Below are 24112 nucleotides of genomic sequence, written 5' to 3' on the forward strand. Positions count from 1 at the left end.
CTTTGGGAGGACAGCCGGATATCGTCATCATCGGATCGGGTATCGGCGGTGCAACCATGGCCGCCGGACTTGCTGCGTCAGGTGCCGACATTCTCATTCTGGAAGCGGGGGAGCGCTTGCCGGACAGGCCGGAAAACCGCGATCCACGCGCCATTTTCCAGCGCGGTTTCTTTCGTCCGCAAGAGTTCTGGTATGAGACCAATGGTGCGCCGTTCAATCCCGGCAATTATTACAATGTCGGCGGCAATTCCAAATTCTTCGGCGCGGTGCTGATCCGCTATCGGCGCGAGGATTTTGAGGAACTTGCGCATCTGGAAGGCGTGTCTCCGGCATGGCCCTTTGCCTATGACGTGCTGGAACCATGGTATTGCAGGGCGGAAGAACTGTTCCAGGTGCGCGGTGAACTGGGCGACGACCCGACCGAGCCGCATCATTCAAAGGTTTATCCCTATCCGGCTGTCCGCGATGAACGCCCGATTGCCGATGTGCGGGCGCGGCTGAAGAAGGCGGGCCTGCATCCGGCGTCACTGCCGCTTGGCGTCGATATTGAGCGTTGGCTTGCCAAGGCAAAAACGCCGTGGGATGCGCATCCCAATTGCGATGATGGCAAGATGGATGCGGAAAGCTGTCCCCTTGCGCAGGCGCTCCAATATCCGAATGTCCGGCTGGAAACCTCGGCGCGGGTAACGCGGCTGGAAGCGGGGCCGGATGGCAAGGCAATCACCGCCGTTCATTATGTGAAGAATGGCGAGGCGCTGGTGCTGCGGCCGAAGCTGGTCATTCTTTCAGCGGGTGCGGTGCAGTCGGCGGCAATCCTGCTGCGTTCGGGGCTGGCGAACAGTTCCGATCAGGTTGGCCGCAATTTCATGAACCATAATTCCAGCGCCGTGATCGCTTTCGATCCGCGCTATCGCAATGACAGCGTCTATCAGAAGACATTCGGCTTCAATGATTACTATCTGTCGGATGGAGCGGGCGGGCCACCGCTCGGCAATGTGCAATTGCTGGGCCGTGTATCGGGCGCGATCCTGAAATCCAACATGCGCCATGTGCCGGAATGGCTTTTGCACCGCATTGCCGGGCATACGATCGATTTTTACGCGATGAGCGAAGACCTGCCCTCGCCGGAAAGCCGCGTGAGCGTGGATGGCGACCGCATCGTCCTGCATTGGGTGCGCAGCAACTGGAAAGCGCATCTGATGCTGGTTGATAAGCTCAAATCAGCTCTCAGGCAGGCAGGTTTCCCGGTGGTGCTGTCGCGGGCCTTCGACCGGCGCACGCCGTCGCATCAATGCGGCACGGTGCGCATCGGCAATGATCCGGCGGCAGCGCCGCTTGATCCTTGGTGCCGCGCCTACGACCACCCCAATCTCCATGTGGTCGATGCGTCCTTCCTGCCAACCTCGGCGGCGGTCAATCCGGCGCTGACCATCGCCGCGCAGGCCTTGCGCGTCGCAGACCATTTGAACCGGGAGGTGCTGGCATGAACCGTCAAAGACCTGTTGCGCTGATTACTGGCGGGCGGCGCGGGATCGGGCTTGGCATCGCCCGCACGCTCGCCGCCAAGGGTTTCGACCTGGCGATTACCGATCGCGAGCGTGACGATGCCGTCATTCATGAATTGCGGGCGCTGGGCGGAAAGGTGGCCTTCCTTGAAAGCGATCTTGCAGCAGTGGGAACCCATGAGGCGACCGTTGCCGCGGTGATGAAGGAATTTGGCGGCATTGATTGTCTGGTCAACAATGCTGGCATGGGTTCGGTCGAGCGCGGCGATTTTCTGGGACTGAAGCCTGAAAATTTTGACGCGATCATGGATGTGAACCTGCGCGGCACGATGTTTTTCACGCAGGCAGTCGTGAAAGCCATGCTGGCGGCAAATGAGGTGCAGTTTCCGCGCAGCATCATAACCATCAGCTCGGTTTCGTCCGTGATGACGTCGCCGGAACGGCTTGATTACTGCATCAGCAAGGCCGGGCTGACTGCCTTCGTGCAGGGGCTGGCGCTGCGGCTTGCCGAAGCGCGGATCGGCGTGTTCGAGGTGCGCCCCGGCATTATCCGCACCGATATGACGGCAAAGGTCGCAGAGCGTTATGACGGGCTGATCGAAGGTGGGTTAGTGCCGATGAAGCGCTGGGGCGAGGCGGGCGATGTCGGCGCGATTGTTGCCGGGCTTGCCGGTGGCGATTTCATCTTTGCGACGGGTTCGGCAATCAATGTCGATGGCGGCCTGTCGATTGCAAAACTGTAGGGGTAGGGCGATGGAATACGATTATATCATCGTGGGTGGCGGGCCTGCCGGTTGCGTTCTCGCCAATCGCTTGAGCGAAGATGCGTCCGTAAAAGTGCTGCTGCTGGAAGCTGGCGGAAGCGACTGGAATCCGCTGTTTCACATGCCCGCCGGTTTTGCCAAAATGACCAAGGGCGTTGCCAGCTGGGGTTTTGAAACCGTTCCGCAAAAGCACCTGAAGAACCGCGTTCTGCGCTATACGCAGGCGAAAGTCATCGGCGGCGGCTCCTCGATCAATGCGCAGATTTATACGCGCGGCAATGCCGCCGATTATGATCTGTGGGCGGGCGAGGATGGCTGCACCGGCTGGGATTATCGCCATGTGCTGCCCTATTTCAAACGGGCCGAAGACAATCAGCGTTTCAACGACGATTATCATTCCTATGGCGGGCCGCTTGGTGTTTCGATGCCTTCCGCGCCGCTGCCGATCTGCGATGCCTATATACGCGCAGGGCAGGAACTTGGCATTCCCTATAATCCGGATTTCAACGGGCGCGAGCAGGCGGGCGTCGGTTTTTATCAACTCACACAACGCGACCGCCGCCGCTCTTCGGCCTCGCTTGCCTATCTCGCGCCGATCAGGGATCGCAAGAATCTTACCGTGCGCATGAATGCGCAGGTAGCCAATATCGAGCTGGAAAAGACACTGGTCACCGGCGTCACGCTGATGAGCGGAGAAACCTTGCGGGCAGGCCGTGAGGTGATCGTTGCGTCCGGCGCGATCGGCTCACCGAAACTCCTGCTGCAATCGGGCATTGGCCCTGCCGATCATCTGAAAAAGGTGGGCGTTGGCGTGAAGCACGATCTGCCCGGCGTCGGCGAAAACATGCAGGATCACCTCGACCTGTTTGTCATTGCCGAATGCACCGGCGATCATACCTATGACGGCGTGGCGAAACTGCACCGCACGCTTGGCGCGGGCCTGCAATATATATTGCTGCGCTCCGGCCCGGTGGCGTCGAGCCTGTTTGAAACCGGCGGCTTCTGGTATGCGGACCCGGATGCGCGCTCACCGGATATACAGTTTCATCTGGGGCTTGGTTCGGGCATCGAAGCCGGCGTCGAAAAGCTCAAGAATGCCGGCGTGACGCTCAATTCCGCCTATCTGCATCCGCGCTCGCGCGGGACGGTGCGGCTTGCTTCCAGCGATCCGGCTGCGGCGCCACTGATCGATCCCAATTACTGGAGCGACCCGCATGATCGCAAAATGTCGCTTGAGGGCCTGAAGATCGCCCGCGAAATCATGCAGCAGGACGCATTGAAACCCTATGTCATGGCCGAGCGCCTGCCGGGGCCGAAGGTCGTCAGCGATGACGACCTGTTCGATTATGCCTGCGCCAATGCCAAGACCGATCATCATCCGGTCGGCACCTGCAAGATGGGAACCGACGCGATGGCGGTTGTCGATCTCGATCTGAAAGTGCGGGGCCTGCAGGGCTTGCGGGTGTGCGACAGCTCGATCATGCCGCGCGTTCCTTCCTGCAACACCAATGCGCCGACCATCATGATCGGCGAAAAGGGCGCAGACATCATTCGCGGCCTCGACCCGCTGCCGCCGGTCGTCTTTTCATGGGAGCGCAACGCACGCAAAGTGATCGGACGCTAGACCGAAGGTCCTAAAGCGGAATCGCCGTCCCGCTCCGGGTTTTTGACTGTTTTTCGCCGCAGGCGGTTCCCGCTTTGCGGAACCGTGCTCTAATCGTTTTCGACCGGCTCGAAGCGCAGATAGCCGACCACGCCCGAGCCTTTCCGGTTCGGGTTATCGGATGGGTGGTTGACGCCATCACTCACCGCGACGGCCGCGAAATCGAATGGCGACACGCCTTCCAGACAGGCCGCGTTCACGCCGTACTGGCGCGGATTGGAGCGGCGCTGGTGGAAGGTGTAGATGCCGCATTTCGAGCAGAAATAGTGTTTCGCCACGCGGGTATTGAACTGGTAGAGCGTCAGCGCATCCTCGCCTTCGAGAATTTCCAGCCCGTCCAGATCGGCGGAAACGGCGACGGCCCCGCGCATCCGGCAATAGGAGCAGGTGCAGCGCCGCGCGGAATGCAGGCCGTTGGATAATCTGACGCGAAAACGCACGGTGCCGCAGTGGCACGCGCCATTGGCTTCCTTGATATCGGGATTCATTTTCTCACCTCGCATTTGCACGAAAGCTATTTTGTTTTTTGCTGGTTTACCACTGCCGAAAACCGATTAAATTCGGTGCGGGAAATATATCCGGGAGGGAGTTGGCCATGGGTGAATTCGCAGTCGTGACGGGAGGCAGCACCGGCATCGGGAGGCATCTCGTCTCCGCCTTTGCGGAAGCGGGCTACACGGTGGCGTTCAGCTACAGGCACGACGACGAAGCTGCGCAATCGCTCGTGGAAGCCATTGAGGAGGCTGGCGGTCAGGCGCTGGGGCTCGGCTGCGATGTCGGACGGCGCGTCGAGGTTGAAAGCTTTTTCGACGAGGTTTGCGACTGGTTCGGCGATGCGCCGGACGTGCTGGTCAACAATGCAGGCATCCAGACCTGGGCGCCCTTGCTGGAACTTTCCGAAGAGGGCTGGGACGATGTCATCCGCACCAATCTGAAAGGCTGTTTCCTCAATACGCAGGCCGCTGCCAAGCGCATGGTGGAGGCGGACAAGGACGGCGCCATCGTCAATATCGGCTCCGGCTGCAACAAGCTCGCTTTTCCCAGGCTCGTTTCCTACACGGCATCGAAGGGCGGGATAGAGCAGTTCACCAAGGCTTCGGCGGTGGAACTCGGGCCGCACGGTATCCGGGTGAATTGCGTTGCGCCGGGTGCGATCCTCAATGAGCGGACGGCGGAAGAGCAGCCCGACTATGCGGGCACCTGGGCGCGCATCACGCCGCTGCGAAGGGTGGGAACGCCGGAGGATGTTTCCGGCCCTGTCCTGTTCCTTGCGTCCGACGCGGCACGTTTTGTGACAGGCCAGACCATCTGGGTCGATGGCGGGGTCTTTTCGCAGGCCAACTGGCCGTATGAGGGATAGCGCGGTTTTGGTTCCAGTCTGCAACGGGCGCATTTTGCGCTCAGACGAAGAGGAAAAACCACCAGACCGGCGAAGATAAAAGCAGCGCCACAATTATCCAGACTATTCGCCATGCCGTGCGTTCAGTGCCCAAAAAGCCTGTCGCAACAATAGCTGCTGCACTCAGCACCGTTAGGGGCCAATAGATCGACAGCAAGGCAATTACGACTTGCCACCAATTCAATGAAAGCATGGTGTTTCCTGGATTGTCCGTTTTGGAACGGCGAGGTTGGCGGCTTTCTCCGGAAAACCGGCAGTCTTCACAAAGCCGATTTCGGTGGTGATCCCGACAGGAATCGAACCTGTGACCTACAGATTAGGAATCTGTCGCTCTATCCTACTGAGCTACGGGACCAACCGATGCGCATTCGCCGGTGATTCCGGCATCGTGAACGCTTTCAGACACATACTGTTTTTCAAGTCGGTCGCCAACCCCGCAAAAAGCGGGGCAGGCGGATTTATTCAGTTTCAGGCGGCAAGCGCCGTTTCCACCAATGATGCGAAATAGCTGACGCCATAGGGAATGGCGTCGTCGTTGAAGTCATAGGCCGGGTGGTGAAGGCCGGGCGTGTCGCCATTGCCGAGGAAGATATAGGCGCCGGGGCGCGCTTCCAGCATGTAGGAAAAATCTTCCGCCGCCATCATCGGCTCGACATTCTCGTTAACCTTGCCTTCGCCTGCAACCGAGCCTGCGACACGGGCGGCAAACTCCGTCTGCGCATCGTGGTTGAAGGTGACCGGATAATTGTTCTTGTAGCGCACGGTGATTTCAGCACCAGTGGCTGCTGCGATACCGGCGGCGGCTTCGCGGATGCGACGTTCGGCAAAGGCGCGGGTTTCCTTCTTGAGCGTGCGCACCGTGCCCGAAAGTGTCGCCTTTTCCGGGATCACATTATAAGCCTCGCCCGCGATGAACTTCGTCACCGAGATCACAAGCGAATCGAGCGGATCGGTATTGCGCGACACGATGCCCTGCAAGGCGATCATGAGCTGCGAACCGGCCAGGATCGGGTCGATGGTGCGGTGCGGCTGTGCCGCATGGCCGCCGCGCCCGCTGATGAAGAGATCGAATTCATCAGTCGCCGCCATGATCGGGCCTTTTCGCATCGCGAATTGTCCGACCGGCAGGCCCGGCATGTTGTGGACGCCATAGACTTCGGAAATGCTGAAACGGTCCATCACGCCGTCCTCGACCATGGCAAGGCCACCGGCGCCGCCTTCTTCGGCAGGCTGGAACAGAAGGGCCACCGAGCCGCGGAAATTGCGGGTCTCCGCCAGATACTGCGCCGCGCCCAGCAGCATGGAGGTGTGTCCGTCATGGCCGCAGGAATGCGCCTTGCCCGGATTTTGCGAGGCCCATTCCACGCCGCTCGTTTCAGTTATGGGCAGCGCATCCATGTCGGCGCGCAGGCCGATGGCCGGGCCGTCGCCGTGCCGTCCCCTGATGATGCCGACCACGCCGGTGCGGCCGACGCCGGTTTCCACATGATCGCAACCGAAGGATGTGAGCTTTTCGGCGACAAATTTTGCGGTTTCGTGCACGTCATAGAGAAGTTCGGGATTCTGGTGCAGTTTTCGCCGCCATGCGGCAATTTCCGCTTGCGATTCAACGGCACGATTCAGCACTGGCATTTTTGGATGACTCCCCGGATTGGGCCGGAATGGACATGATTTGATCCTGCAAGGATATGACGTTTCGGTGAAAGCGGGCAATCCCTGTTTGCCTTTTCATCGCCACATGGCATAGATAAAGAAATCGTTAATCTCCCATTATGGCGCAATTCGAATCCGCAGAAGTCGCAAGCCGTTTCGATTGGAACTACGGAATGATGTCGAAATCACTGAAAATCTGGTTTGCAGCTGCGGGCCTTTCCGCTGTCGCACTGGCGTCTGCTGCGGCTAATCCCTCGATTGCAGTGGATGTGGCAACCGGCAAGGTCTATGCACAGCAGGATGCCTTCCAGCGCTGGTATCCCGCATCCCTGACCAAGATGATGACGGCCTATGTGGCATTCCGCGCGCTTCAGTCGGGGCAGATGACGCTCGAGTCGCCGGTGCGCATGACGGTCAATGCCGCCAAGGAGCCGCCGAGCAAGATGGGCTACAAGCCGGGATCGGTCATGACGCTCGATTCGGCGCTGAAGATCATGCTGGTGAAGTCGGCCAATGACGTTGCGGTCGCGGTTGCCGAAGCCGTGGGCGGAACCGAATCCGCCTTCGTGCAGCGCATGAATGCGGAAGCGCAGCGCATCGGCATGGTCGGTTCGCATTTCGCCAATCCGAACGGGCTGCACGATCCTCAGAATTACACGACGGCGCGCGATCTGGCGGTTCTGGCCGTACAGCTTCGCCGTGAATTTCCGCAATATGCGCATTATTTCGCGACCGAGGCGATCGATCCGGGCGCAGGCAAGAAAGTGCAGGCCAATTACAACATCCTGCTCGGCCGCTATGACGGTGCGGACGGCATGAAGACCGGCTTCGTCTGCGCATCCGGCTTCAATCTTGCAAGCTCGGCCACGCGCAATGGCCGCACCGTGCTGGCAATCGTTCTGGGCGCCGACCGGCAGGAAGCGCGCGCGGTTCAGGCCGCGCAGCTGATGACCGATGCTTTCCGCGCCAGTGCCGGCGGCGGCGCGACGCTGGCGACGCTGCGCCCGACGGGAGGCGGCAATCTCAATCAGGCCACCGATATGCGCAAGGCGATCTGCAGCCAGGAAGCGATGGCCGATCGCTGGGATGGCCGCGATGTCGAAGGCAAGCTGAAAATCAATTCGCCCTATATCCATGCGATGGATCGCGATCCGGTTCCGGTTCGCGTGGGCCTGGTGTCCGAACCGGGGCCGATCACCCGGCCGAGCCAGCTCGATATTTCGCAGGTTCCGGTGCCGATGCCGCGTCCGCAGCGTTCGGCGGGCGCCACGACCACCGCGATCAACTGATATGCCAAATCCCATTCCCGTTTCCGTGCTGACCGGCTTTCTCGGTTCAGGCAAGACGACGCTCCTCAACCGGCTTCTGAAGGATCCGGCGCTCAGCGACACGGCAGTCATCATCAACGAGTTCGGCGAGGTCAGCATCGATCATCTGCTGGTCGAGCAGGCCAGCGAAGGCGTGATCGAGCTTGCCGACGGGTGCCTGTGCTGCACGGTGCGCGGCGAACTGGTGGATACGCTGGCCGACCTGATCGACCGGCTCCAGACCGGGCGCATCAAGGCGTTGAAGCGCGTCATCATCGAAACCACCGGCCTTGCCGATCCGGCGCCGGTGCTGCATTCGATCATGGGGCATCCGGTGCTCATGCAGGCTTTCAGGCTGGACGGGGTTCTGGCGACGGTGGATGCCGTCAACGGCATGGCCACGCTCGACAATCATGAGGAAGCCGTCAAGCAGGCGGCGATGGCCGACCGCATCGTGCTCACCAAGACCGATCTGCCGGAAGCGCAGGCAGGACTTGCGGCGTTGACCGCGCGTCTTCGTGCGCTCAATCCCGGCGCGGACATTCTGGAAGCCGGTGAACAGCGCACAGGCTATGCGGCGCTTTTCGAATGCGGCCTCTATAATCCGGAAACGAAATCGGCCGATGTGCAGCGCTGGCTCAAGGCGGAAGCCTATGAGGATGCGCATCATGACCATGATCATGTTTGCGGGCCGGATTGCGATCACGACCATCATCACCATGATCACCATCACGGGCACCATCATGGCCACCATCAGGGCCACCACCATCATGGGCACACGCATCATCATCACCACGACGATGCGATCCGGTCCTTCTCACTGCGTCACGATGCGCCGATCCCGCTCTCGACCTTCGACATGTTCCTTGATCTTCTGCGGTCGACGCATGGGGAAAAGCTTTTGCGGGTGAAGGGCATCGTGCAGATTGCCGAAGACCCGGATCGTCCGGTGGTCATCCACGGGGTGCAGAAGATTTTCCATCCGCCTGCACGCCTGCCGCAGTGGCCGCAGGACAAGCATGAGACGCTTCTGGTGATGATCGTGAAGGATCTGCCGGAAACCTATGTGCGTGAGCTTTTCGATGCGTTTCTCGGACGTCCGGGCCTCGACCGGCCGGACCGGGCCGCGCTGACCGAAAATCCGCTGGCCATTCCGGGCTTTTCGCCCCGGAACTGACATTCACTTCCTGCGAATGAGAAAGCGGTGCAGCGGGCCTTCCCGCTCCTGCGTGATGAGGGCGTGGCCTTCCTGCGTGCAGAAATGCGGCACATCTATGCCTGACAGCGGATCGGTCGCTTCCACCCAGAGAAGCGCTCCGCTCGGCATTTTTTCCAGACGATTGCGGGTCTTCAAAACCGGAAGGGGGCATTTAAGCCCCCTCAGATCGTAGACAGGAATCTCTTCCTGCAAGGCGATCAATTCCCGATGATCTTCCACCACGGCTTCTTCGGTTCGGCGGCTGCGACAGGTGCCGCCTGTTCGACATTCTGCGCCACCGTGCTGGCGGTCGTCATTGACGAGATCTGGGGTGAGACTTGCTGTGAAGCCTGTGGGGCAGCAGCCTGCGCTGCTGCCGGGTTGGGCTGCAGTGCGGGCACGGCTGCGGTCTGCGTCGCGGGCTGCGCCGGAACGGCGACCGGTTGCGGCGTTGCAGCAATGGCTGTCGGCTGCACGGACGGCGTTGCCGGGCGAATGTCGGGCGCACGAATGTCGGGCGCACCGGCCTTTTCAGCCGAAGCAGGCGTAAGCGACGGCGGTTCGCGCGTTACCTTTTCGCCGCGCGCGCGGGCCGCAGACCATGCGGAGACGAGCTTGGCTTCGGCAATGCCCTGAATGGACGGTGCCGGTGCCTTCTGCGCAGCGCTGAAAGCGGACTGATAGGTCTTTTCATAAGACGCATAGGACATGGCCTCGCCGCCAACCGAGGGCGGGCAGGCGTCGGTCGGCGAAAGGGGCTGGCCGTCCGGCGTCGATACGTTGAACACGTAGCGCTTCTCGCAGACGTCGACCTTCGGCGGAACCTTGGTGGTCTCGAAGGCGTCATAGCCCTGCTTCAGCATCTTCCAGAACGAATAATTCGGATCGCTCTTGTAGCGCGCCATGTTGGCGGCGGTCATGCGGAACGGAAACGCCTGAATCTGGAAGTCGCGCTGGCCGCCCTTGAAGGCGTCGCGACCGAAGGCGTAGATCTCGGCGACCTGCTCGTCGGTCATCGAATAGCAGCCCGACGAGGAACATGCGCCATGCACCATCAGGTGCTGGCCGGTGCGGCCATTGGCGCGGTCATAGGCGTTGGGAAAGCCGATGTTGAAAGCCAGGTAATAATTCGAGTTGGGGTTCATCTGGGCGGGACGGACGGTGTAGAAACCTTCCGGCGCCTGACGGTCGCCCTCGATATATTTCGGGCCGAGCTTGCCCGACCATTTGCAGATTTCGTAGGAAGCGATCTGGTCGTATTTGCCGTTGTTCTTCTGCTTCCAGACTTCGAGCACGCCTTCTTCCTTGAAGATGCGCACCATGATCGGCGAGGTGCGGGTCATGCCCTTCGCCTTCATCTTGGCAACGACCTTTTCGGGAAGCGGCTTTTCGGCCCGCAGACTGAGGTCGGATACGGACGAACCCTGACAGCCCGCAAGAAGCGTGGTTGCCAGTAAGGAGCCTAGAATTGCGGTTCTGATCTTCATGTCGCATCAAGTCTGTTAGAGCTACGCCAGAGACTTTATGAGCAAAAGTCGATTTCCTGAAGGTCCGATCCTATAAATGAAACCTTACGGTATCGTTTATAAATCCTTGCCCAGATAGCTAAAACCCGGCGCGTCGGCAATATGGCCGAATTTGCAGCTTGATGCAAATGCGGGAGGCGCCTGGCCTCCCGTACGGTTTTTCACTTTGTCTTGAACCGCGCATCCTGTCCCGAAAACCGCGCCGAGTTTGCGGGGATGCGCGCCAATTCCCGGCGAAAATCAGATATTGCGGCCGATTTCGAGGAACTTCTGGCGGCGCTCCTGCTTCAGCGTTTCGCCGTCGATATCCTTCATCGAACGCAGCGATGCGGTGATGATGTCGCCGGTGGCGTCGATCACGGCTTCCTTGCCGCGATGCGCGCCGCCCATCGGTTCGGGAATGATGCCGTCGATGACCTTGAGGTCGAACAGGTCCTGCGCGGTGATGCGCATGTTGGAAGCGGCATCCTTGGCGCGGGTCGAATCATGCCAGAGGATCGAGGCCGCACCTTCGGGCGAAATCACCGAATAGATCGAATGCTCGAGCATGTAGACGCGGTTTGCGACGGCGATTGCAATCGCGCCGCCGGAGCCGCCTTCACCGATGATGATGGAGATGACCGGAACGCGCAGCTTGAGGCACTCCGCCGTCGAGCGGGCGATGGCTTCCGCCTGGCCGCGTTCCTCGGCGCTGACGCCGGGATAGGCACCCGCAGTATCCACGAAGGTGATGAGCGGCAACTGGAAGCGGTCGGCCATTTCCATGATGCGGACGGCCTTGCGGTAGCCTTCCGGGCGGGCCGAGCCGAAATTGTGCTTGAGGCGGGTCTTGGTGTCGGAACCCTTTTCCTGCCCGATGATGGCGACGGGCTGACCGTTGAAGCGGCCGAAACCGGCCTGGAGGGCTTCGTCATTGGCGAACTTGCGGTCGCCGGCAAGCGGCGTGAATTCGGTGAACAGCCGGTCGATATATTCCAGGCAGTGCGGGCGGTCCGGATGGCGGGCGATCTGCGCCTTCTGCCACGGGGTCAGCTTGCGATAGATGTCCTTCAGCGCATCCGCCGAACGCTTCTCGAGGCGACGAATCTCGTCGCTCATCTCGACGCTGCCCTGTTCCTGCGCGAGCTTCTTCAGCTCGAGAATCTGGCCTTCAAGGTCGGCGACGGGTTTTTCAAAATCGAGATAATTGTACATCGGGCCTGACTGTTCGTGCGTTTTACAAAGGGACGTGCCGCTCTATGACCAGCCTGAAAAAGGCTGTTTTACGGCGCCTTACATATTCACTACTGGCTCATCTTGCAAATTTTCGGTTTTCTCATAACCGTAGAGCGGCTAATCGGCAAGCGGATGATGCTCGCTGACAAGCTTATGCAGTCTTTCCTCAAGCACATGCGTATAGATTTGCGTCGTTGAAATGTCGGCATGGCCGAGCAATTGCTGCACGGTGCGCAGGTCAGCGCCGTTCTGCAGCAGGTGGCTGGCAAAGGCGTGGCGAAGCACGTGCGGCGAGACGGCAGAGGCCGACAATCCCGCGCGCGCGGCAAGGCCCTTCAACTCGCGGGCAAAAACCTGGCGCGCCAGATGGCCGCTTTCGGAGAATGCCGGGAACAGCCAGGGATTGTCATCGCTGCCGGGCAGGGAATCCCGCAAAGCGAGAAAGCGCTGCAAGGCTTCCCGCGCCTTGGGCGAAAGCGGAACCATGCGTTCCTTGGAACCCTTGCCGCGCACCAGCAGAAAACGGTGATCGGTGCGGGCGACGGTGACGGGCAGGCCGACGAGTTCCGAGACGCGAAGCCCCGTCGCATAAAGCGTTTCGAGTAGCGCATGAAGGCGCAAGGCCCGGAGCCGGTCGGAAGTGCGATCAGCCGGTTCGCCGGGCTCACCGGCTTCAAGCACTGCCCGGTCGAGAAGCCGCGTGACGTTTTCGACGCTCATGATCTTCGGCAGCGGCTTTTGCTTTTTCGGCGCATCGACGGTGCCGGTCGGATCGTCTTGCCGGTAGCCTTCCGAATAGAGAAAGCGGAAGAATTGGCGCAGCGCGGACAGGCGCCTTGCCTGCGAGGTGGCGGCAAAACCTTCCGCGGCCATGGCATCGATGGCGCTGCGGACATGGTCCGCGCCGGCTTCGGCAAGATTGACGCCGCGCGCCGCCATGGCTTCCGCCACCGCTTCAAGGTCGCGCCGGTAGGATTCAAGCGTATTGCGGGCAGCACCCCGTTCGGCGCTCATCATTTCCAGAAAGTTTTCGATCGCCAGCGATGCGCGCATCCTCACTCCTGCGGTGCCTGGGGCGGTTCGGGGGCCGTGTCGGCAGTTTCCGCCGGATCGGGCGTGGCCACGGGAGGCGCAATCGTCACCGGCTTCAGCTTCGAGGCCGGTATTTCGACGGTGATCTCGCGCGTGTCGGGCTCCACGAAATTGGCAAGCGCGTACATCGCGCCATAGACGATGGCGGCGACCAGAGCGAGAAAAAGGACAAGGCGCGTCAGCGTTGGCATGCATCACTTATGCTGCGGCATTTGGACGAAAGCAAGGACGGCGACGAAGGGAACCCGCGCGCCCCATCTTGCAAAAAAGCCGTGCTTGCGGCCGCGCGCGCCTCCAAAACCAATCAAAGCAATTGACGTCGAACCGTTTTTCATGTGGAACCGGAACAAATGGACGAGGACAATGAGCAGCACGGCAAAACAAAACAATCTACATGAGAAAGCGGAACTGATCCGCGATCTGCTCGGTTCGAAAGTCGTGGTGCTTGTGGGGCTGATGGGCGCGGGCAAATCCACCGTCGGACGCAAGGCGGCGAGCCTTCTCGGCCTGCCGTTTCGCGATGCCGATACGGAGATCGAAGCGGTTTCGCGCATGACCGTCCCCGAACTGTTCGAAGCCTATGGCGAAGTCGAGTTCCGCGATCTCGAACGCCGCGTCATCATGCGCCTGCTCGAAGACGGGCCGATGGTTCTGGCAACCGGCGGCGGAGCCTATATGAACGCCGAAACGCGCGCGGCAATCGCGCGTGCAGGCGTTTCCATCTGGCTCAATGCGGAAATCGATATTCTGATGGAGCGCGTATCGCGCCGCCAGAACCGCCCGCTTTTGAAAAACAGCGATCCGCGCGGTGTCATGCTGCGGCTGATGAACGAGCGTTATCCGGTCTATGCGCTGGCCGATCTCCAGCTGATGACGCGGGACGACAAGAAGGAAGTGATCGCCGCCGAACTGCTCGATGTTCTGGCCGGTCATCTCGAAGGATTAGAGGCTTAACGGCTGCCTGCCTCGCTATATGTATCGGAGACTATGCATGAACGCGCCTTCCATCGCCGGTGTCACCACCGTTCCCGTGTCGCTCGGCGACCGTTCCTACGACATACTGATCGGCAAGGGGCTGGTTGACCGGGCGGGCGAAGAACTGGCGAAGCGATTGAAAGGCGTGCGCGTGGCGGTGGTGACGGACGAGAATGTCGCCAGGGCGCATCTGGAGCGGCTCACCGAAAGCTTCGTCAGGGCCGGCATCGATGTAACGCCGGTGATCGTTGCGCCGGGCGAGAAATCCAAGTCATTCGGCACGCTTGAAACGGTCACCAATGCCGTGCTGGCGGCGCGGCTGGAACGCGGCGATGCGGTCGTGGCGTTTGGCGGCGGCGTGGTTGGCGACCTATCCGGTTTCGTTGCCGGTATCGTTCGGCGCGGCATGAATTTCGTGCAGATGCCGACCTCGCTCCTGTCGCAGGTCGATTCCTCGGTCGGCGGCAAGACGGGGATCAACACGGCGCACGGCAAGAACCTCGTCGGCGTCTTCTATCAGCCGCAACTGGTTCTGGCCGATACGGAAGTCCTCGATACGCTGAGCCCGCGTGAGTTTCGCGCGGGTTATGCGGAGGTCGCGAAATATGGCCTGATCGACCGCCCTGACTTCTTCGAATGGCTGGAACGGAACTGGCAGGAGGTTTTCTCCGGCGGCGCGGCGCGGACGGAAGCCATCGCCGAATCCTGCCGCTGCAAGGCGGCTGTCGTTGCGCGCGACGAGCGCGAGACTGGCGACCGGGCGCTGCTCAATCTCGGCCATACGTTTGGCCACGCGCTGGAAACGGCGACGGGCTACGATTCAGCCCGCCTCGTGCATGGCGAAGGTGTTGCCATCGGCATGGCGCTGGCCCATCGCTTCTCCGTCAAGATGAATCTGTGCGGCATCGAGGATGCGGAGCGCGTCGAGAGGCATCTGAAAGCCGTCGGCCTGCCATACCGCCTGTCGGACGTACCGGGCGGCTTGCCGTCTGCGGAAAAACTGATGGATTATATTGCACAGGACAAGAAAGTGGCGCGCGGCGCGCTCACCTTCATCCTGACACGCGGTATCGGCCAGTCCTTCATTGCCAAGGATGTGCCGCCGGCAGCCGTGCTGGAATTTTTGAAAGACCGTCTGGTGGACTGAATTCGACATTTGAATGCCGCCTGAATGCGATGCTGTTTCAAAGGTCAAATTCGAAAATCCACTAGATACGAAGCAAGAGGACAAGGCGAATGGCTTTCGAGCTCTGGGTTCTGTGCGGCATTATCCTGCTCTGCGTCATTCTTTCCGGATTCTTTTCAGGCTCCGAAACGGCGCTGACGGCGGCGTCGCGGGCCAGAATGCTCACGCTCGAGCATAATGGCGACGAGCGCGCGGGACTGGTCCAGCGGCTCATCAGCCGTCGCGACCGCTTGATCGGCGTGCTTCTGATCGGCAACAACCTCGCCAATATTCTGGCCTCCTCGATTGCCACCAGCATTTTCCTCAACCTGTTCGGCGATGCGGGCGTCGCCTATGCGACGCTCGCGATGACGGTCATTCTGGTCATCTTCGCTGAAGTGCTGCCGAAATCCTGGGCGATCTCCGGTCCCGACCGGTTTTCGCTTGTCGTTGCGCGCAGCGTTTCGCTGGTGGTGCTGATCCTCGGGCCGGTCTCTGCCGCAGTGAACTGGATCGTGCGCGCGATCCTGAGGCTCTGCGGCGTCAATCTTGCCGCAGGCCGGTCCATGTTGAGCCCGCAGGAGGAATTGCGCGGCGCGGTCGAGGTGCTGCATCGCGACAAGTCGCTCATCAAGGAAGACCGCGACCAGCTTGGCGGCCTTCTCGACCTCAAGGAGCTGGAAGTCAGCGATGTGATGGTGCACCGGACCTCGATGGGCACCGTCAATGCCGATGCCGCGGCGGAAGAGATCGTGCGCGATATTCTGGCCAGCCCGCACACGCGCATGCCGCTCTGGCGCGACGATATCGACAATATCGTCGGCATCATCCACACCAAGGACCTGTTGCGCGCACTTTACGACGTCGACAATGATTTCACCCGCATCGACATCATGAAGGTCGCGCGCAAGCCGTGGTTCGTGCCCGACACGACGACATTGCAGGACCAGCTCGACGCTTTTCTCCGCCGCAAGGCGCATATCGCCATCGTTGTCGACGAATATGGCGATGTGCAGGGCCTGGTGACGCTCGAGGATATCCTGGAGGAAATCGTCGGCGATATTGCCGACGAGCACGATATCGACATGCAGGGCGTTCGCCTGCAGCCGGACGGTTCGGTGATCGTCGATGGTTCGCTGCCGATTCGCGATATCAACCGCGCGCTCGACTGGCACCTGCCGGATGAGGAGGCGACCACAATCGCCGGGCTGGTCATTCATGAGACGCAGACGATCCCGGAAGTGAAGCAGGCCTTCACCTTTTACGGGAAACGCTTTTCTGTGCTCAAGAAGGAAAGGAACCGCCTGACGCGGTTGCGCATCGTGCCGCTCGACGCCGATGGAAAACCGGCCCCCATCGTTGCGGCGGTGCCGCGCCGATAGAACAGATGGCGGCAGAAAGACGGTAATAACAAATATTACTAATAAACGCTGGTCGTGCTCTATTTAAGCATAGAATATTTCATTTGAAATATCGCCGGATTTATGTATTACTGAGGTTGTATTGCGGCGGGCATGTTCATCTATAAGCATGTGATGCCGTTCATTGTAGATAGCTTATGTTCTGATACGAAAACTGCGGAGAAATTTCATATCGCATGCTTTATAATGAGATAGATACAGCCTTCTCTATTTGTGCCAACATCGGATGCTATTCTGAAATTGCTTTTCTCCGCGAAGTTCGATCGATTTGATCGCATGGCATTGGATGCATAGCAAAAGCGCCCGAAAGGGCGCTTTGCATGTTTTGGGGCGGGCTCTGGATAGCCTGCTTCCTGATAGGGCTCAGCGAAGTTGCCCTCCCGGTCCCGGCTGCTAGGCACAGCCGAAGGGTCCGGCTCCAGAGTATTTCCGTTTCGATTGAATCGCGGAGATGCTCCATCCGTCCGGTTTGCGCCTGGCTTTACCCGAACGATTTCCGCTTTCGGAAGACATGCTCTTTCCGAAAAAATCTTCAGCGGCGCGTTGCTTCACCGGGGGCGGAAGGCTCAAGCGCCAGCGCGTGGACGCCGCTCTCCAGTTCGTCCTTCAACAGCGCGTTGATGGCGCGGTGGCGCTCGATGCGACTCATTCCGGCAAAGGCGTCGGCAACGATGCGGATGCGGAAATGTGTTTCGCCGGTGCCGTCATAGACTTCATGATGACCGCGATCCTCATGGTGATGGCCGGCGTGGAGGTGGCTTTCGTTAATGACTTCAAGGCGCTGGGGAGCGAAAGCCGTGGTCAGTTTCGCTTCCATCGCGCTTTGTTTGCTATTGTGAATGGACATTTGAGCCACTTCTCCCCATATAGACGCTGTGCCTCATATAACGCTGCTTCGGCGGCAAAAGGTGGGGCAAATCCGCACAGGAAAGCACTCCGCTTCAAAATTTCGCCCAGTTGAAATGGCCAAAAGCCCGACCGGACGAAATGTCAATTCTTGTTCAGCAACTGATAATCCGCATAATTCGATTCGATGACAACGAACTCAAAATTTTTCGACAGTATCCGCATCAAGCCCAAGAAGACCGCGGAAGCGAAGTCTTCAGCACCCTGCTGCCAGTGGGATGGTTGCGACAAGCCGGGCACGCATCGCGCGCCTGTGGGGCGGATGCGTGAAGGCGAATATTTCCGCTTCTGCATCGACCATGTGCGGGAATATAACAAGAATTTCAATTACTTCTCCGGTCTTTCCGATGGCGACATCGCGAAATTCCAGAAGGATGCGATCACCGGCCACCGCCCAACCTGGTCGACGACGGCGAATTCCACCGCCAAGGCGCGCACCTCGCCCGACGTGGCCAAGATGCGGTCAGGTTCGGCCTCCTATCACAACCGCATCCGCGATCCCTTCAATCTTTTCAAGGAAGCGAAGGGGCATGCGCCGGGACAGAAGGCGCAGCGCAAACCCCGCACGCTGGAAATAAAGGCGCTGGCCACCCTCGGTCTTGAACCAAATTCGACTGGCGATAAGATCAAGGCGCGCTATAAAGAGTTGGTAAAGCAGCACCATCCGGATGCGAATGGTGGTGATCGCGGATCGGAAGAGAGATTTCGCGATGTTATTCAGGCTTATCAATTGCTCAAGCAGGCAGGTTTTTGCTAAAGCCTGTTTGGGACTGAAAGCTGACTATGGAGCGGTCGCCGACGGCTCCGACGGACATTCTTCTGCCGCGCCAAGGCGTGGATGCAAGCACGGATGCCCGCAACGAATTACGGAAGGGGCATACCGTCCGGCGCGCCGGAAAAACATGCCCGCGGATGAAAGTTGCCGGTCGGCAGCTTGCCGGTATTAATTCGCGGCCGGTCGCTGCCTGCCGCTCTGGAGGCATGATGAACAAGGTTGAGCGGGATATAGCCAATTTGCCGGATACGACGGTTTCGGTGCGCGAAGTGTTCGGGATCGATTCCGACATGACGGTGCCGGCTTATGCGGCAGGCGATTCCTATGTGCCGGAGCTTGATCCGGATTATCTTTTCGACCGTCAGACGACGCTCGCGATCCTCGCAGGCTTTGCCTATAACCGTCGCGTGATGGTTTCCGGCTATCACGGCACCGGCAAGTCGACCCATATCGAGCAGGTCGCGGCCCGCCTCAACTGGCCTTGCGTGCGCGTCAACCTCGACAGCCATGTCAGCCGTATCGATCTCGTCGGCAAGGACGCCATCGTGGTCAAGGAAGGCGTACAGGTCACCGAATTCAAGGACGGCATCCTGCCCTGGGCCTATCAGCACAATGTAGCGCTGGTGTTCGACGAATACGACGCCGGCCGCCCGGACGTGATGTTCGTCATCCAGCGCGTTCTGGAATCCTCGGGCCGCCTGACGCTTCTCGACCAGAGCCGCGTCATCCGTCCGCACCCGGCTTTCCGCCTGTTCGCGACCGCCAACACCGTCGGTCTCGGCGACACGACCGGCCTTTATCACGGCACCCAGCAGATCAACCAGGCGCAGATGGACCGCTGGTCCATCGTGACGACGCTGAACTATCTGCCGCACGACAATGAAGTGAACATCGTTCTCGCCAAGGCCAAGCATTACCAGAATGCCGAAGGCCGCGAGATCGTGAACAAGATGGTGCGCGTGGCCGACATGACCCGCCAGGCTTTCATCAATGGCGATCTCTCGACCGTCATGAGCCCGCGCACGGTCATCACCTGGGCCGAAAATGCCGCGATCTTCAACGATGTCGGCTTTGCATTCCGCCTGACCTTCCTCAACAAGTGCGACGAGCTGGAACGCGCGACCGTGGCTGAGTTCTATCAGCGTGCTTTCGGCGTTGAACTGCCGGAATCGGCGGCCAATATCGTTCTCGCTTGATGCGGAGGAAGCCTGCCGCCCGATAATCCGGCGGCAGTGCACTGTCTGGTGCGGGGGCGATGAGCTTCGCCCTTGCTTGAAAGCGAAGTCAGGATAGGCATATGTCGGGCCAGAAGTCAGGAATAGGCGATAATTCGCGCGAGCGTAAACCGGGACCGGTGGATTCCGAACCGTTCAAGCGTGCGATAACGGCTTGCGTCCGCGCCATTTCCGGCGAGCATGAGCTGGAAGTGGCGTTTACCAACGACCGTCCGGCCTTGAGCGCCAATCGTGCCCGCCTTCCCGACCTGCCGAAACGTCCAACCGCGCATGATATTGCCGTCACGCGCGGCCTTGGCGATTCCATGGCGCTGCGTCAGGCGCGCCATAACCCACGCATTCATGCGAGCCTCGCTCCGGAAGGAAAGCAGGCGCGCGCCATTTACGATGCGGTCGAACAGGCGCGTGTTGAAGCCATCGGCGCGCGCGCCATGGCGGGCATGGCGGACAATCTTTCCACCATGCTTGCGGATAAATATTCGAAAGCCAATTTCTCCACCGTCACCGAGAGGGAAGATGCGCCGCTCGAGGAAGCCGTGTCGCTTCTTCTGCGTGAGAAGCTGACCGGGCGGGCCGCACCGGCGGAAGCAGGGCAGGTGCTGGAGCTGTGGCGCGACTGGATCGAACAGAAGGCTGCGGCCGACATTGCGCGGCTCGGCGACAATCTCGAAGACCAGCAGGCCTTTGCGCGCACGGTGCGCGACATGCTCGCTTCCATGGACATGGCGGAAGAGCTGTCGCAGGAAGAACCGAGCGACGAGGAAGAACAGAACGACGAACAGACGCCGGATTCCGACGAGAACGAGGAAGGCGGCGACGAAAGTCAGGAAGGTTCCGATTCGGCTGAAAGCGAGGAATCCGACAGTTCGAGCGATGAAGGCGAGCAGGGCGAAATGGATGCCGCCGACGCTTCCGCCGACGACATGGACGACAGCGAGGATATCGACGCGGAAACGCCGGGCGATACGCGCCGTCCGAACCAGCCTTTCGCCAATTTTGCCGAGCATGTCGATTACAAGGTCTTCACGCGCGAGTTCGATGAAGAGGTCGAAGCGACCGATCTTTGCGACGAGGCGGAACTCGATCGTCTGCGCGGTTTCCTCGACAAGCAGCTTGCCAATCTGCAGGGCGTGGTGGGGCGTCTCGCCAACCGCCTGCAGCGCCGCCTGATGGCGCAGCAGAACCGCTCGTGGGATTTCGATCTGGAAGAGGGCTATCTCGATTCGGCGCGTCTGGTGCGTATCGTCATCGATCCGACGCAGCCGCTTTCCTACAAGCAGGAGCGCGATACGGATTTCCGCGATACGGTTGTCACGCTGGTGCTGGACAATTCCGGCTCCATGCGCGGTCGCCCGATCACGGTTGCCGCGACCTGCGCGGATATTCTCGCCCGCACGCTGGAGCGTTGCGGCGTGAAGGTGGAAATTCTGGGCTTCACCACCAAGGCGTGGAAGGGCGGCCAGTCGCGCGAAGCGTGGCTTGGACGCGGCAAGCCCGCCAATCCGGGTCGCCTCAACGATCTGCGCCACATCGTCTACAAGAGCGCCGATGCGCCCTGGCGGCGCGCCCGGCGCAATCTCGGCCTGATGATGCGCGAAGGGCTGCTGAAGGAAAACATCGACGGCGAGGCGCTGATCTGGGCGCATCAGCGCCTGCTTGGACGGCCTGAACAGCGCAAGATCCTGATGATGATTTCGGATGGCGCGCCGGTCGACGACTCGACGCTTTCCGTCAATCCCGGCAACTATCTGGAGAGGCACCTGCGCGCCGTGATCGAGGAAATCGAAACGCGTTCGCCGGTGGAACTGATCGCCATCGGCATCGGCCATGACGTCACGCGCTATTATCAGCGCGCCGTCACCATCGTCGATGCGGAAGAACTGGCTGGCGCCATGACCGAACAGCTTGCCTCGCTTTTCGAGGAGCAGGGGGCTGCGGCTCCGGCCAAGGGCAGGCGCCGGGCTGGCAGAAGGTAAAGCAAAGGACGCTTGAAGTTTATTTTGATGCATTTCCGAACGCAAAGGCGCTTCACGCTTTTGCTGGAAATGCTTCAAGCGCCCTTGGTCATGCCTCTTCCGCCGTTGTCCGGCTTGGCGCATAAAGCGACGGGGCGAAGACGGCGAGGATTGCCCCATAGGGGATCAGCATAAGCGTCCCCATGATGACCTTCACAAAGAAGTCGCCAAAAGCCAGCGACGCCCAGAGCGGCACGCCGAGGCCGAGGAAGGACGCCGGTTCGGCAAGCGACGAATCGGGCATTCCCGTGAGCGTGTCGATCCACGCAAATCCGGCTGCGAAGGCAATCGAGAAGAACAGGACCGTATCGAGCACAGAGCCGAACATGGCGGCGGCAAAGGGTGCCTTCCACCAGGTCTTGCGGCGCAGGCGGTCGAAGACGGTGATGTCCATCAGCTGTGCGAAAAGAAAGGCCGAGCCCGAGGCAATCGCGATGCGCGGGGTTGCCAGCCAGATCGACATGACGACGCCCAGCACGAAACCGGCATAGACGACCTTGCGCGCGGCGGCAGGGCCGAAGCGGCGATTCGTCAGGTCATTGACCAGAAAGGCGACAGGATAGGTGAAGGCACCATAGGTCAGAACTTCACCGAGGCCGAAATGCTGGAACGGATACTGGACGAGAATATTCGACGCGGCAACCGCCACGCACATGGCCAGTATCGCTGGCATAAGCCGGGAAAAAGAGGGTGTCTCGATTGACATTTTTTTATCCTGGGTGATGGAACCAGCAAAAAAGGCCGACGAGAGCCGGCCTTTTTTGTCAAATCATTTGGCCGAAAGCTTAGGCAGCGACTGCTTCAGCCTGCTTCTTTGCGATCTGACGCTTCAGCAGGCGAGCGCGCTGCGACAGTTCCTTGTCGTCGGACTTGACGAGGAACGCATCCAGACCGCCGCGATGTTCGACCGAACGCAGGGCGTTGGCGGAAACGCGCAGACGATAGCTCTGGCCGAGGGTTTCGGACATCAGCGTAACATTGCAGAGGTTCGGCAGAAAGCGGCGACGCGTCTTGTTGTTCGCGTGGCTGACATTGTTGCCGTACTGGACCGACTTGCCGGTCAATTCACAAGCGCGGGACATTTTGGTCTCACCTTCAATTACGTTCTTCAGGCCCCGACCCGAATGTCCGAATTCAAGCAATCAACGCAGTTTGATGCTGCTGGCGCGCGATCTCGGACAGGCGGCCTATTGGGAAAGTCGCGTTTCTATAGTGACAGCAGCCGTTGCAGTCAAGTGAGATTCCGTATCCATCGCGCAAAGACGCGGTTTTCCGGCTTCCGAACGGTCTTCACGAAAGCTTGCAATCATAACTTCGCCGGTTTTGCCTGTTGCACAGATACTGTATCGAAGAATCCCACGCAACTTTCTGGCGGTCCAATGTGGTTGAAAACCTTCATTGGAAAAGCAGGCGAAAGGAATGCCGAGTATGATCGAACCGTCGCATGTGTTGAAGCCCGTCCGGCACCGGCTGGCGCAGTATGGTGTGGCGGCTGCGGCAGGACTGGCCTTCGCGGGCCTGAGCTTGGGGGCACTGACGATGGCCAGCGGCCCGGCCCGGGCCGATGATCTTTACCGGACGGAATACGATATTTCCATTTTCGGGCTTTCCATTGCGCGGTCCGCCATAGAAACCACGGTCAATGGCGCGAATTACAACCTCAATGGCCGTTTCCTGACCTCCGGTCTGGCGCGGGTGTTCGACGATACGGACGGCACCGTGCACGTTACCGGCAGCGCCGTCGGCGGCAAGGTCGTGCCGAAGAGCTTCGATCTGGCCTACAAGCATGGCCGCAAGAACAAGAGCACCACGATCCGCTTCGCCAATGGCAATGTCGTGGCGGCGGAAAACCAGCCTCCGGTGAAAAAGCGCGACCCCTGGGTGGAAACATCGCCGCAGGACCTGCTGAATGTCAGCGATCCGCTGAGCGCCCTCATGATTCCGGCGAAGAATGGCCGGGCAGTCTGCGATCGCTCGCTGAGCGTCTTCGACGGCCAGACGCGGGCCGAGATCAGGCTTTCCTTCAATGGCACCGAATCGTTCACGACCGATGGCTTTACCGGCGAATCGGTCATCTGCTCGGCGAAGTTCATTCCGATTTCCGGTTATCAGAAGGGCAAGAAGGCCATCGATTACCTGAGTAATCGCAGCCGGATGACGATTTCCTTCGCATCGCTCGGCAATTCGGGCATCTATGCGCCCGTCGTGGCACGGATCGGCACCCAGATCGGCACGCTCAAGATCCAGGCGACCCGTTTTTCAAAGGTGAACTGACCGGCAGCCAGAGCATTTCCTGTT

24 protein-coding genes and 1 tRNA gene are annotated in these 24112 nt (G+C 60.0%); 13 read left to right on the forward strand and 12 right to left on the reverse strand.

From position 1 onward, the window contains the following. Positions 1-2: 2 nt before the first annotated feature. Genes ACOWVS_RS10985 through ACOWVS_RS10995 form a run of 3 tightly spaced genes read left to right on the forward strand, consistent with a single transcriptional unit; the run spans position 3 to position 3893 of the window. Positions 3-1487, forward strand: coding sequence for a GMC oxidoreductase (locus ACOWVS_RS10985; protein WP_063619789.1), 1485 nt, complete (start codon positions 3-5; stop codon positions 1485-1487). Then, complete coding sequence (locus tag ACOWVS_RS10990) at positions 1484-2248, forward strand: 3-ketoacyl-ACP reductase (protein ID WP_063619788.1); 765 nt, start codon at positions 1484-1486, stop codon at positions 2246-2248. The genes ACOWVS_RS10985 and ACOWVS_RS10990 overlap by 4 nt, the downstream gene beginning before the upstream one ends. Before the next feature lie 10 nt (positions 2249-2258). Further along, on the forward strand, positions 2259-3893 hold the full coding sequence (locus tag ACOWVS_RS10995; protein WP_063619787.1) for a GMC family oxidoreductase: 1635 nt from the start codon (positions 2259-2261) through the stop codon (positions 3891-3893). 89 nt (positions 3894-3982) lie between these two features. Here the strand turns inward: ACOWVS_RS10995 and ACOWVS_RS11000 are convergent, their stop codons facing one another. Next, the gene (locus tag ACOWVS_RS11000) at positions 3983-4420 is read right to left on the reverse strand and encodes a GFA family protein (RefSeq protein WP_063619786.1); all 438 of its coding nucleotides are present in this window, start codon (positions 4418-4420) and stop codon (positions 3983-3985) included. A gap of 107 nt (positions 4421-4527) precedes the next feature. On the opposite strand from ACOWVS_RS11000, the gene ACOWVS_RS11005 reads away from it, so the two are divergent. Continuing rightward, positions 4528-5292, forward strand: coding sequence for an SDR family NAD(P)-dependent oxidoreductase (locus ACOWVS_RS11005; RefSeq protein ID WP_063619785.1), 765 nt, complete (start codon positions 4528-4530; stop codon positions 5290-5292). A gap of 40 nt (positions 5293-5332) precedes the next feature. On the opposite strand, the gene ACOWVS_RS11010 is transcribed toward ACOWVS_RS11005, so the two are convergent. The 3 genes from ACOWVS_RS11010 to ACOWVS_RS11020 all read right to left on the reverse strand — a co-directional run bounded on the left by ACOWVS_RS11010 (position 5333) and on the right by ACOWVS_RS11020 (position 6963). After that, the gene (locus ACOWVS_RS11010; protein WP_025089899.1) at positions 5333-5524 is read right to left on the reverse strand and encodes a hypothetical protein; all 192 of its coding nucleotides are present in this window, start codon (positions 5522-5524) and stop codon (positions 5333-5335) included. An 85-nt stretch (positions 5525-5609) separates the two neighbouring features. After that, positions 5610-5686 (reverse strand) — tRNA-Arg (locus ACOWVS_RS11015). Positions 5687-5799: 113 nt separating this feature from the next. After that, positions 5800-6963 (reverse strand): M20 aminoacylase family protein, encoded by a 1164-nt coding sequence (locus ACOWVS_RS11020; RefSeq protein ID WP_075041811.1) that lies wholly within the window; start codon positions 6961-6963, stop codon positions 5800-5802. Positions 6964-7157: 194 nt separating this feature from the next. Here ACOWVS_RS11020 and ACOWVS_RS11025 point away from each other — a divergent pair, with 194 nt between their 5' ends. Both ACOWVS_RS11025 and ACOWVS_RS11030 read left to right on the forward strand, forming a co-directional pair. Next, positions 7158-8273, forward strand: coding sequence for a D-alanyl-D-alanine carboxypeptidase family protein (locus tag ACOWVS_RS11025; protein WP_006470982.1), 1116 nt, complete (start codon positions 7158-7160; stop codon positions 8271-8273). 1 nt (position 8274) lies between these two features. After that, entirely contained in the window at positions 8275-9468 is a 1194-nt protein-coding gene (locus ACOWVS_RS11030; protein ID WP_075041810.1) for a CobW family GTP-binding protein, read from the forward strand. Positions 9469-9471: 3 nt separating this feature from the next. On the opposite strand, the gene ACOWVS_RS11035 is transcribed toward ACOWVS_RS11030, so the two are convergent. From ACOWVS_RS11035 to ACOWVS_RS11055, 5 genes are all read right to left on the reverse strand, one after another. Then, entirely contained in the window at positions 9472-9729 is a 258-nt protein-coding gene (locus ACOWVS_RS11035) for a sulfurtransferase TusA family protein (RefSeq protein ID WP_006470981.1), read from the reverse strand. Then, positions 9708-10976: a L,D-transpeptidase family protein gene (locus tag ACOWVS_RS11040; protein ID WP_063619782.1), complete on the reverse strand. Its 1269-nt coding sequence runs from the start codon at positions 10974-10976 to the stop codon at positions 9708-9710. The genes ACOWVS_RS11035 and ACOWVS_RS11040 overlap by 22 nt, the downstream gene beginning before the upstream one ends. 279 nt (positions 10977-11255) lie before the next feature. Then, entirely contained in the window at positions 11256-12209 is a 954-nt protein-coding gene (locus ACOWVS_RS11045) for an acetyl-CoA carboxylase carboxyltransferase subunit alpha (protein WP_006468015.1), read from the reverse strand. A gap of 138 nt (positions 12210-12347) precedes the next feature. Then, a complete protein-coding gene (gene xerD, locus ACOWVS_RS11050) occupies positions 12348-13283 on the reverse strand; it encodes a site-specific tyrosine recombinase XerD (RefSeq protein ID WP_063619781.1) in 936 nt (311 codons plus the stop codon). A 2-nt stretch (positions 13284-13285) separates the two neighbouring features. Continuing rightward, positions 13286-13513, reverse strand: a complete 228-nt coding sequence (locus ACOWVS_RS11055; protein ID WP_021587506.1) for a hypothetical protein — start codon at positions 13511-13513, stop codon at positions 13286-13288. A gap of 172 nt (positions 13514-13685) precedes the next feature. Here ACOWVS_RS11055 and ACOWVS_RS11060 point away from each other — a divergent pair, with 172 nt between their 5' ends. From ACOWVS_RS11060 to ACOWVS_RS11070, 3 genes are all read left to right on the forward strand, one after another. Beyond that, positions 13686-14276 (forward strand): shikimate kinase, encoded by a 591-nt coding sequence (locus ACOWVS_RS11060; protein WP_006470979.1) that lies wholly within the window; start codon positions 13686-13688, stop codon positions 14274-14276. A 37-nt stretch (positions 14277-14313) separates the two neighbouring features. Continuing rightward, complete coding sequence (gene aroB, locus ACOWVS_RS11065) at positions 14314-15444, forward strand: 3-dehydroquinate synthase (RefSeq protein WP_063881787.1); 1131 nt, start codon at positions 14314-14316, stop codon at positions 15442-15444. An 89-nt stretch (positions 15445-15533) separates the two neighbouring features. Next, complete coding sequence (locus tag ACOWVS_RS11070; RefSeq protein ID WP_006468010.1) at positions 15534-16844, forward strand: HlyC/CorC family transporter; 1311 nt, start codon at positions 15534-15536, stop codon at positions 16842-16844. A 571-nt stretch (positions 16845-17415) separates the two neighbouring features. Here the strand turns inward: ACOWVS_RS11070 and ACOWVS_RS11075 are convergent. Then, positions 17416-17730, reverse strand: a complete 315-nt coding sequence (locus tag ACOWVS_RS11075; protein ID WP_063619779.1) for a BolA family protein — start codon at positions 17728-17730, stop codon at positions 17416-17418. Between the two features lie 186 nt (positions 17731-17916). Between ACOWVS_RS11075 and ACOWVS_RS11080 the strand changes: the two genes are divergently transcribed. The 3 genes from ACOWVS_RS11080 (at position 17917) to cobT (ending at position 21775) form a co-directional block, all read left to right on the forward strand. Next, on the forward strand, positions 17917-18546 hold the full coding sequence (locus tag ACOWVS_RS11080) for a J domain-containing protein (RefSeq protein ID WP_006470976.1): 630 nt from the start codon (positions 17917-17919) through the stop codon (positions 18544-18546). Positions 18547-18773: 227 nt separating this feature from the next. Next, a complete protein-coding gene (gene cobS, locus ACOWVS_RS11085; RefSeq protein WP_006470975.1) occupies positions 18774-19760 on the forward strand; it encodes a cobaltochelatase subunit CobS in 987 nt (328 codons plus the stop codon). Positions 19761-19861: 101 nt separating this feature from the next. Next, positions 19862-21775, forward strand: coding sequence for a cobaltochelatase subunit CobT (gene cobT / locus ACOWVS_RS11090; RefSeq protein ID WP_006468007.1), 1914 nt, complete (start codon positions 19862-19864; stop codon positions 21773-21775). Positions 21776-21863: 88 nt separating this feature from the next. Here the strand turns inward: cobT and ACOWVS_RS11095 are convergent, their stop codons facing one another. Both ACOWVS_RS11095 and rpmB read right to left on the reverse strand, forming a co-directional pair. Further along, a complete protein-coding gene (locus tag ACOWVS_RS11095) occupies positions 21864-22520 on the reverse strand; it encodes a queuosine precursor transporter (RefSeq protein WP_025089910.1) in 657 nt (218 codons plus the stop codon). Between the two features lie 79 nt (positions 22521-22599). Then, the gene (gene rpmB, locus ACOWVS_RS11100) at positions 22600-22896 is read right to left on the reverse strand and encodes a 50S ribosomal protein L28 (protein ID WP_006470974.1); all 297 of its coding nucleotides are present in this window, start codon (positions 22894-22896) and stop codon (positions 22600-22602) included. A 346-nt stretch (positions 22897-23242) separates the two neighbouring features. Between rpmB and ACOWVS_RS11105 the strand changes: the two genes are divergently transcribed. Next, entirely contained in the window at positions 23243-24088 is an 846-nt protein-coding gene (locus tag ACOWVS_RS11105) for a DUF3108 domain-containing protein (protein WP_075041809.1), read from the forward strand. Positions 24089-24112: the final 24 nt, after the last annotated feature.

Origin of the sequence: Brucella sp. IR068 (genome assembly GCF_049065885.1) — a bacterium.
Classification (GTDB): Bacteria; Pseudomonadota; Alphaproteobacteria; order Rhizobiales; family Rhizobiaceae; genus Brucella; species Brucella intermedia.

Bases quoted from the DNA above. Each gene is read 5' to 3' on its own strand.
- ACOWVS_RS10990 (WP_063619788.1), top strand. From the start codon at position 1,484: ATGAACCGTCAAAGACCTGTTGCGCTGATTACTGGCGGGCGGCGCGGG.
- ACOWVS_RS10995 (WP_063619787.1), top strand. From the start codon at position 2,259: ATGGAATACGATTATATCATCGTGGGTGGCGGGCCTGCCGGTTGCGTT.
- ACOWVS_RS11000 (WP_063619786.1), bottom strand. From the start codon at position 4,420: ATGAATCCCGATATCAAGGAAGCCAATGGCGCGTGCCACTGCGGCACC.
- ACOWVS_RS11005 (WP_063619785.1), top strand. From the start codon at position 4,528: ATGGGTGAATTCGCAGTCGTGACGGGAGGCAGCACCGGCATCGGGAGG.
- ACOWVS_RS11010 (WP_025089899.1), bottom strand. From the start codon at position 5,524: ATGCTTTCATTGAATTGGTGGCAAGTCGTAATTGCCTTGCTGTCGATC.
- ACOWVS_RS11020 (WP_075041811.1), bottom strand. From the start codon at position 6,963: ATGCCAGTGCTGAATCGTGCCGTTGAATCGCAAGCGGAAATTGCCGCA.
- ACOWVS_RS11025 (WP_006470982.1), top strand. From the start codon at position 7,158: ATGATGTCGAAATCACTGAAAATCTGGTTTGCAGCTGCGGGCCTTTCC.
- ACOWVS_RS11030 (WP_075041810.1), top strand. From the start codon at position 8,275: ATGCCAAATCCCATTCCCGTTTCCGTGCTGACCGGCTTTCTCGGTTCA.
- ACOWVS_RS11040 (WP_063619782.1), bottom strand. From the start codon at position 10,976: ATGAAGATCAGAACCGCAATTCTAGGCTCCTTACTGGCAACCACGCTT.
- ACOWVS_RS11045 (WP_006468015.1), bottom strand. From the start codon at position 12,209: ATGTACAATTATCTCGATTTTGAAAAACCCGTCGCCGACCTTGAAGGC.
- xerD (WP_063619781.1), bottom strand. From the start codon at position 13,283: ATGCGCGCATCGCTGGCGATCGAAAACTTTCTGGAAATGATGAGCGCC.
- ACOWVS_RS11055 (WP_021587506.1), bottom strand. From the start codon at position 13,513: ATGCCAACGCTGACGCGCCTTGTCCTTTTTCTCGCTCTGGTCGCCGCC.
- ACOWVS_RS11060 (WP_006470979.1), top strand. From the start codon at position 13,686: ATGAGCAGCACGGCAAAACAAAACAATCTACATGAGAAAGCGGAACTG.
- aroB (WP_063881787.1), top strand. From the start codon at position 14,314: ATGAACGCGCCTTCCATCGCCGGTGTCACCACCGTTCCCGTGTCGCTC.
- ACOWVS_RS11070 (WP_006468010.1), top strand. From the start codon at position 15,534: ATGGCTTTCGAGCTCTGGGTTCTGTGCGGCATTATCCTGCTCTGCGTC.
- ACOWVS_RS11075 (WP_063619779.1), bottom strand. From the start codon at position 17,730: ATGTCCATTCACAATAGCAAACAAAGCGCGATGGAAGCGAAACTGACC.
- ACOWVS_RS11080 (WP_006470976.1), top strand. From the start codon at position 17,917: ATGACAACGAACTCAAAATTTTTCGACAGTATCCGCATCAAGCCCAAG.
- cobS (WP_006470975.1), top strand. From the start codon at position 18,774: ATGAACAAGGTTGAGCGGGATATAGCCAATTTGCCGGATACGACGGTT.
- cobT (WP_006468007.1), top strand. From the start codon at position 19,862: ATGTCGGGCCAGAAGTCAGGAATAGGCGATAATTCGCGCGAGCGTAAA.
- ACOWVS_RS11095 (WP_025089910.1), bottom strand. From the start codon at position 22,520: ATGTCAATCGAGACACCCTCTTTTTCCCGGCTTATGCCAGCGATACTG.
- rpmB (WP_006470974.1), bottom strand. From the start codon at position 22,896: ATGTCCCGCGCTTGTGAATTGACCGGCAAGTCGGTCCAGTACGGCAAC.
- ACOWVS_RS11105 (WP_075041809.1), top strand. From the start codon at position 23,243: ATGATCGAACCGTCGCATGTGTTGAAGCCCGTCCGGCACCGGCTGGCG.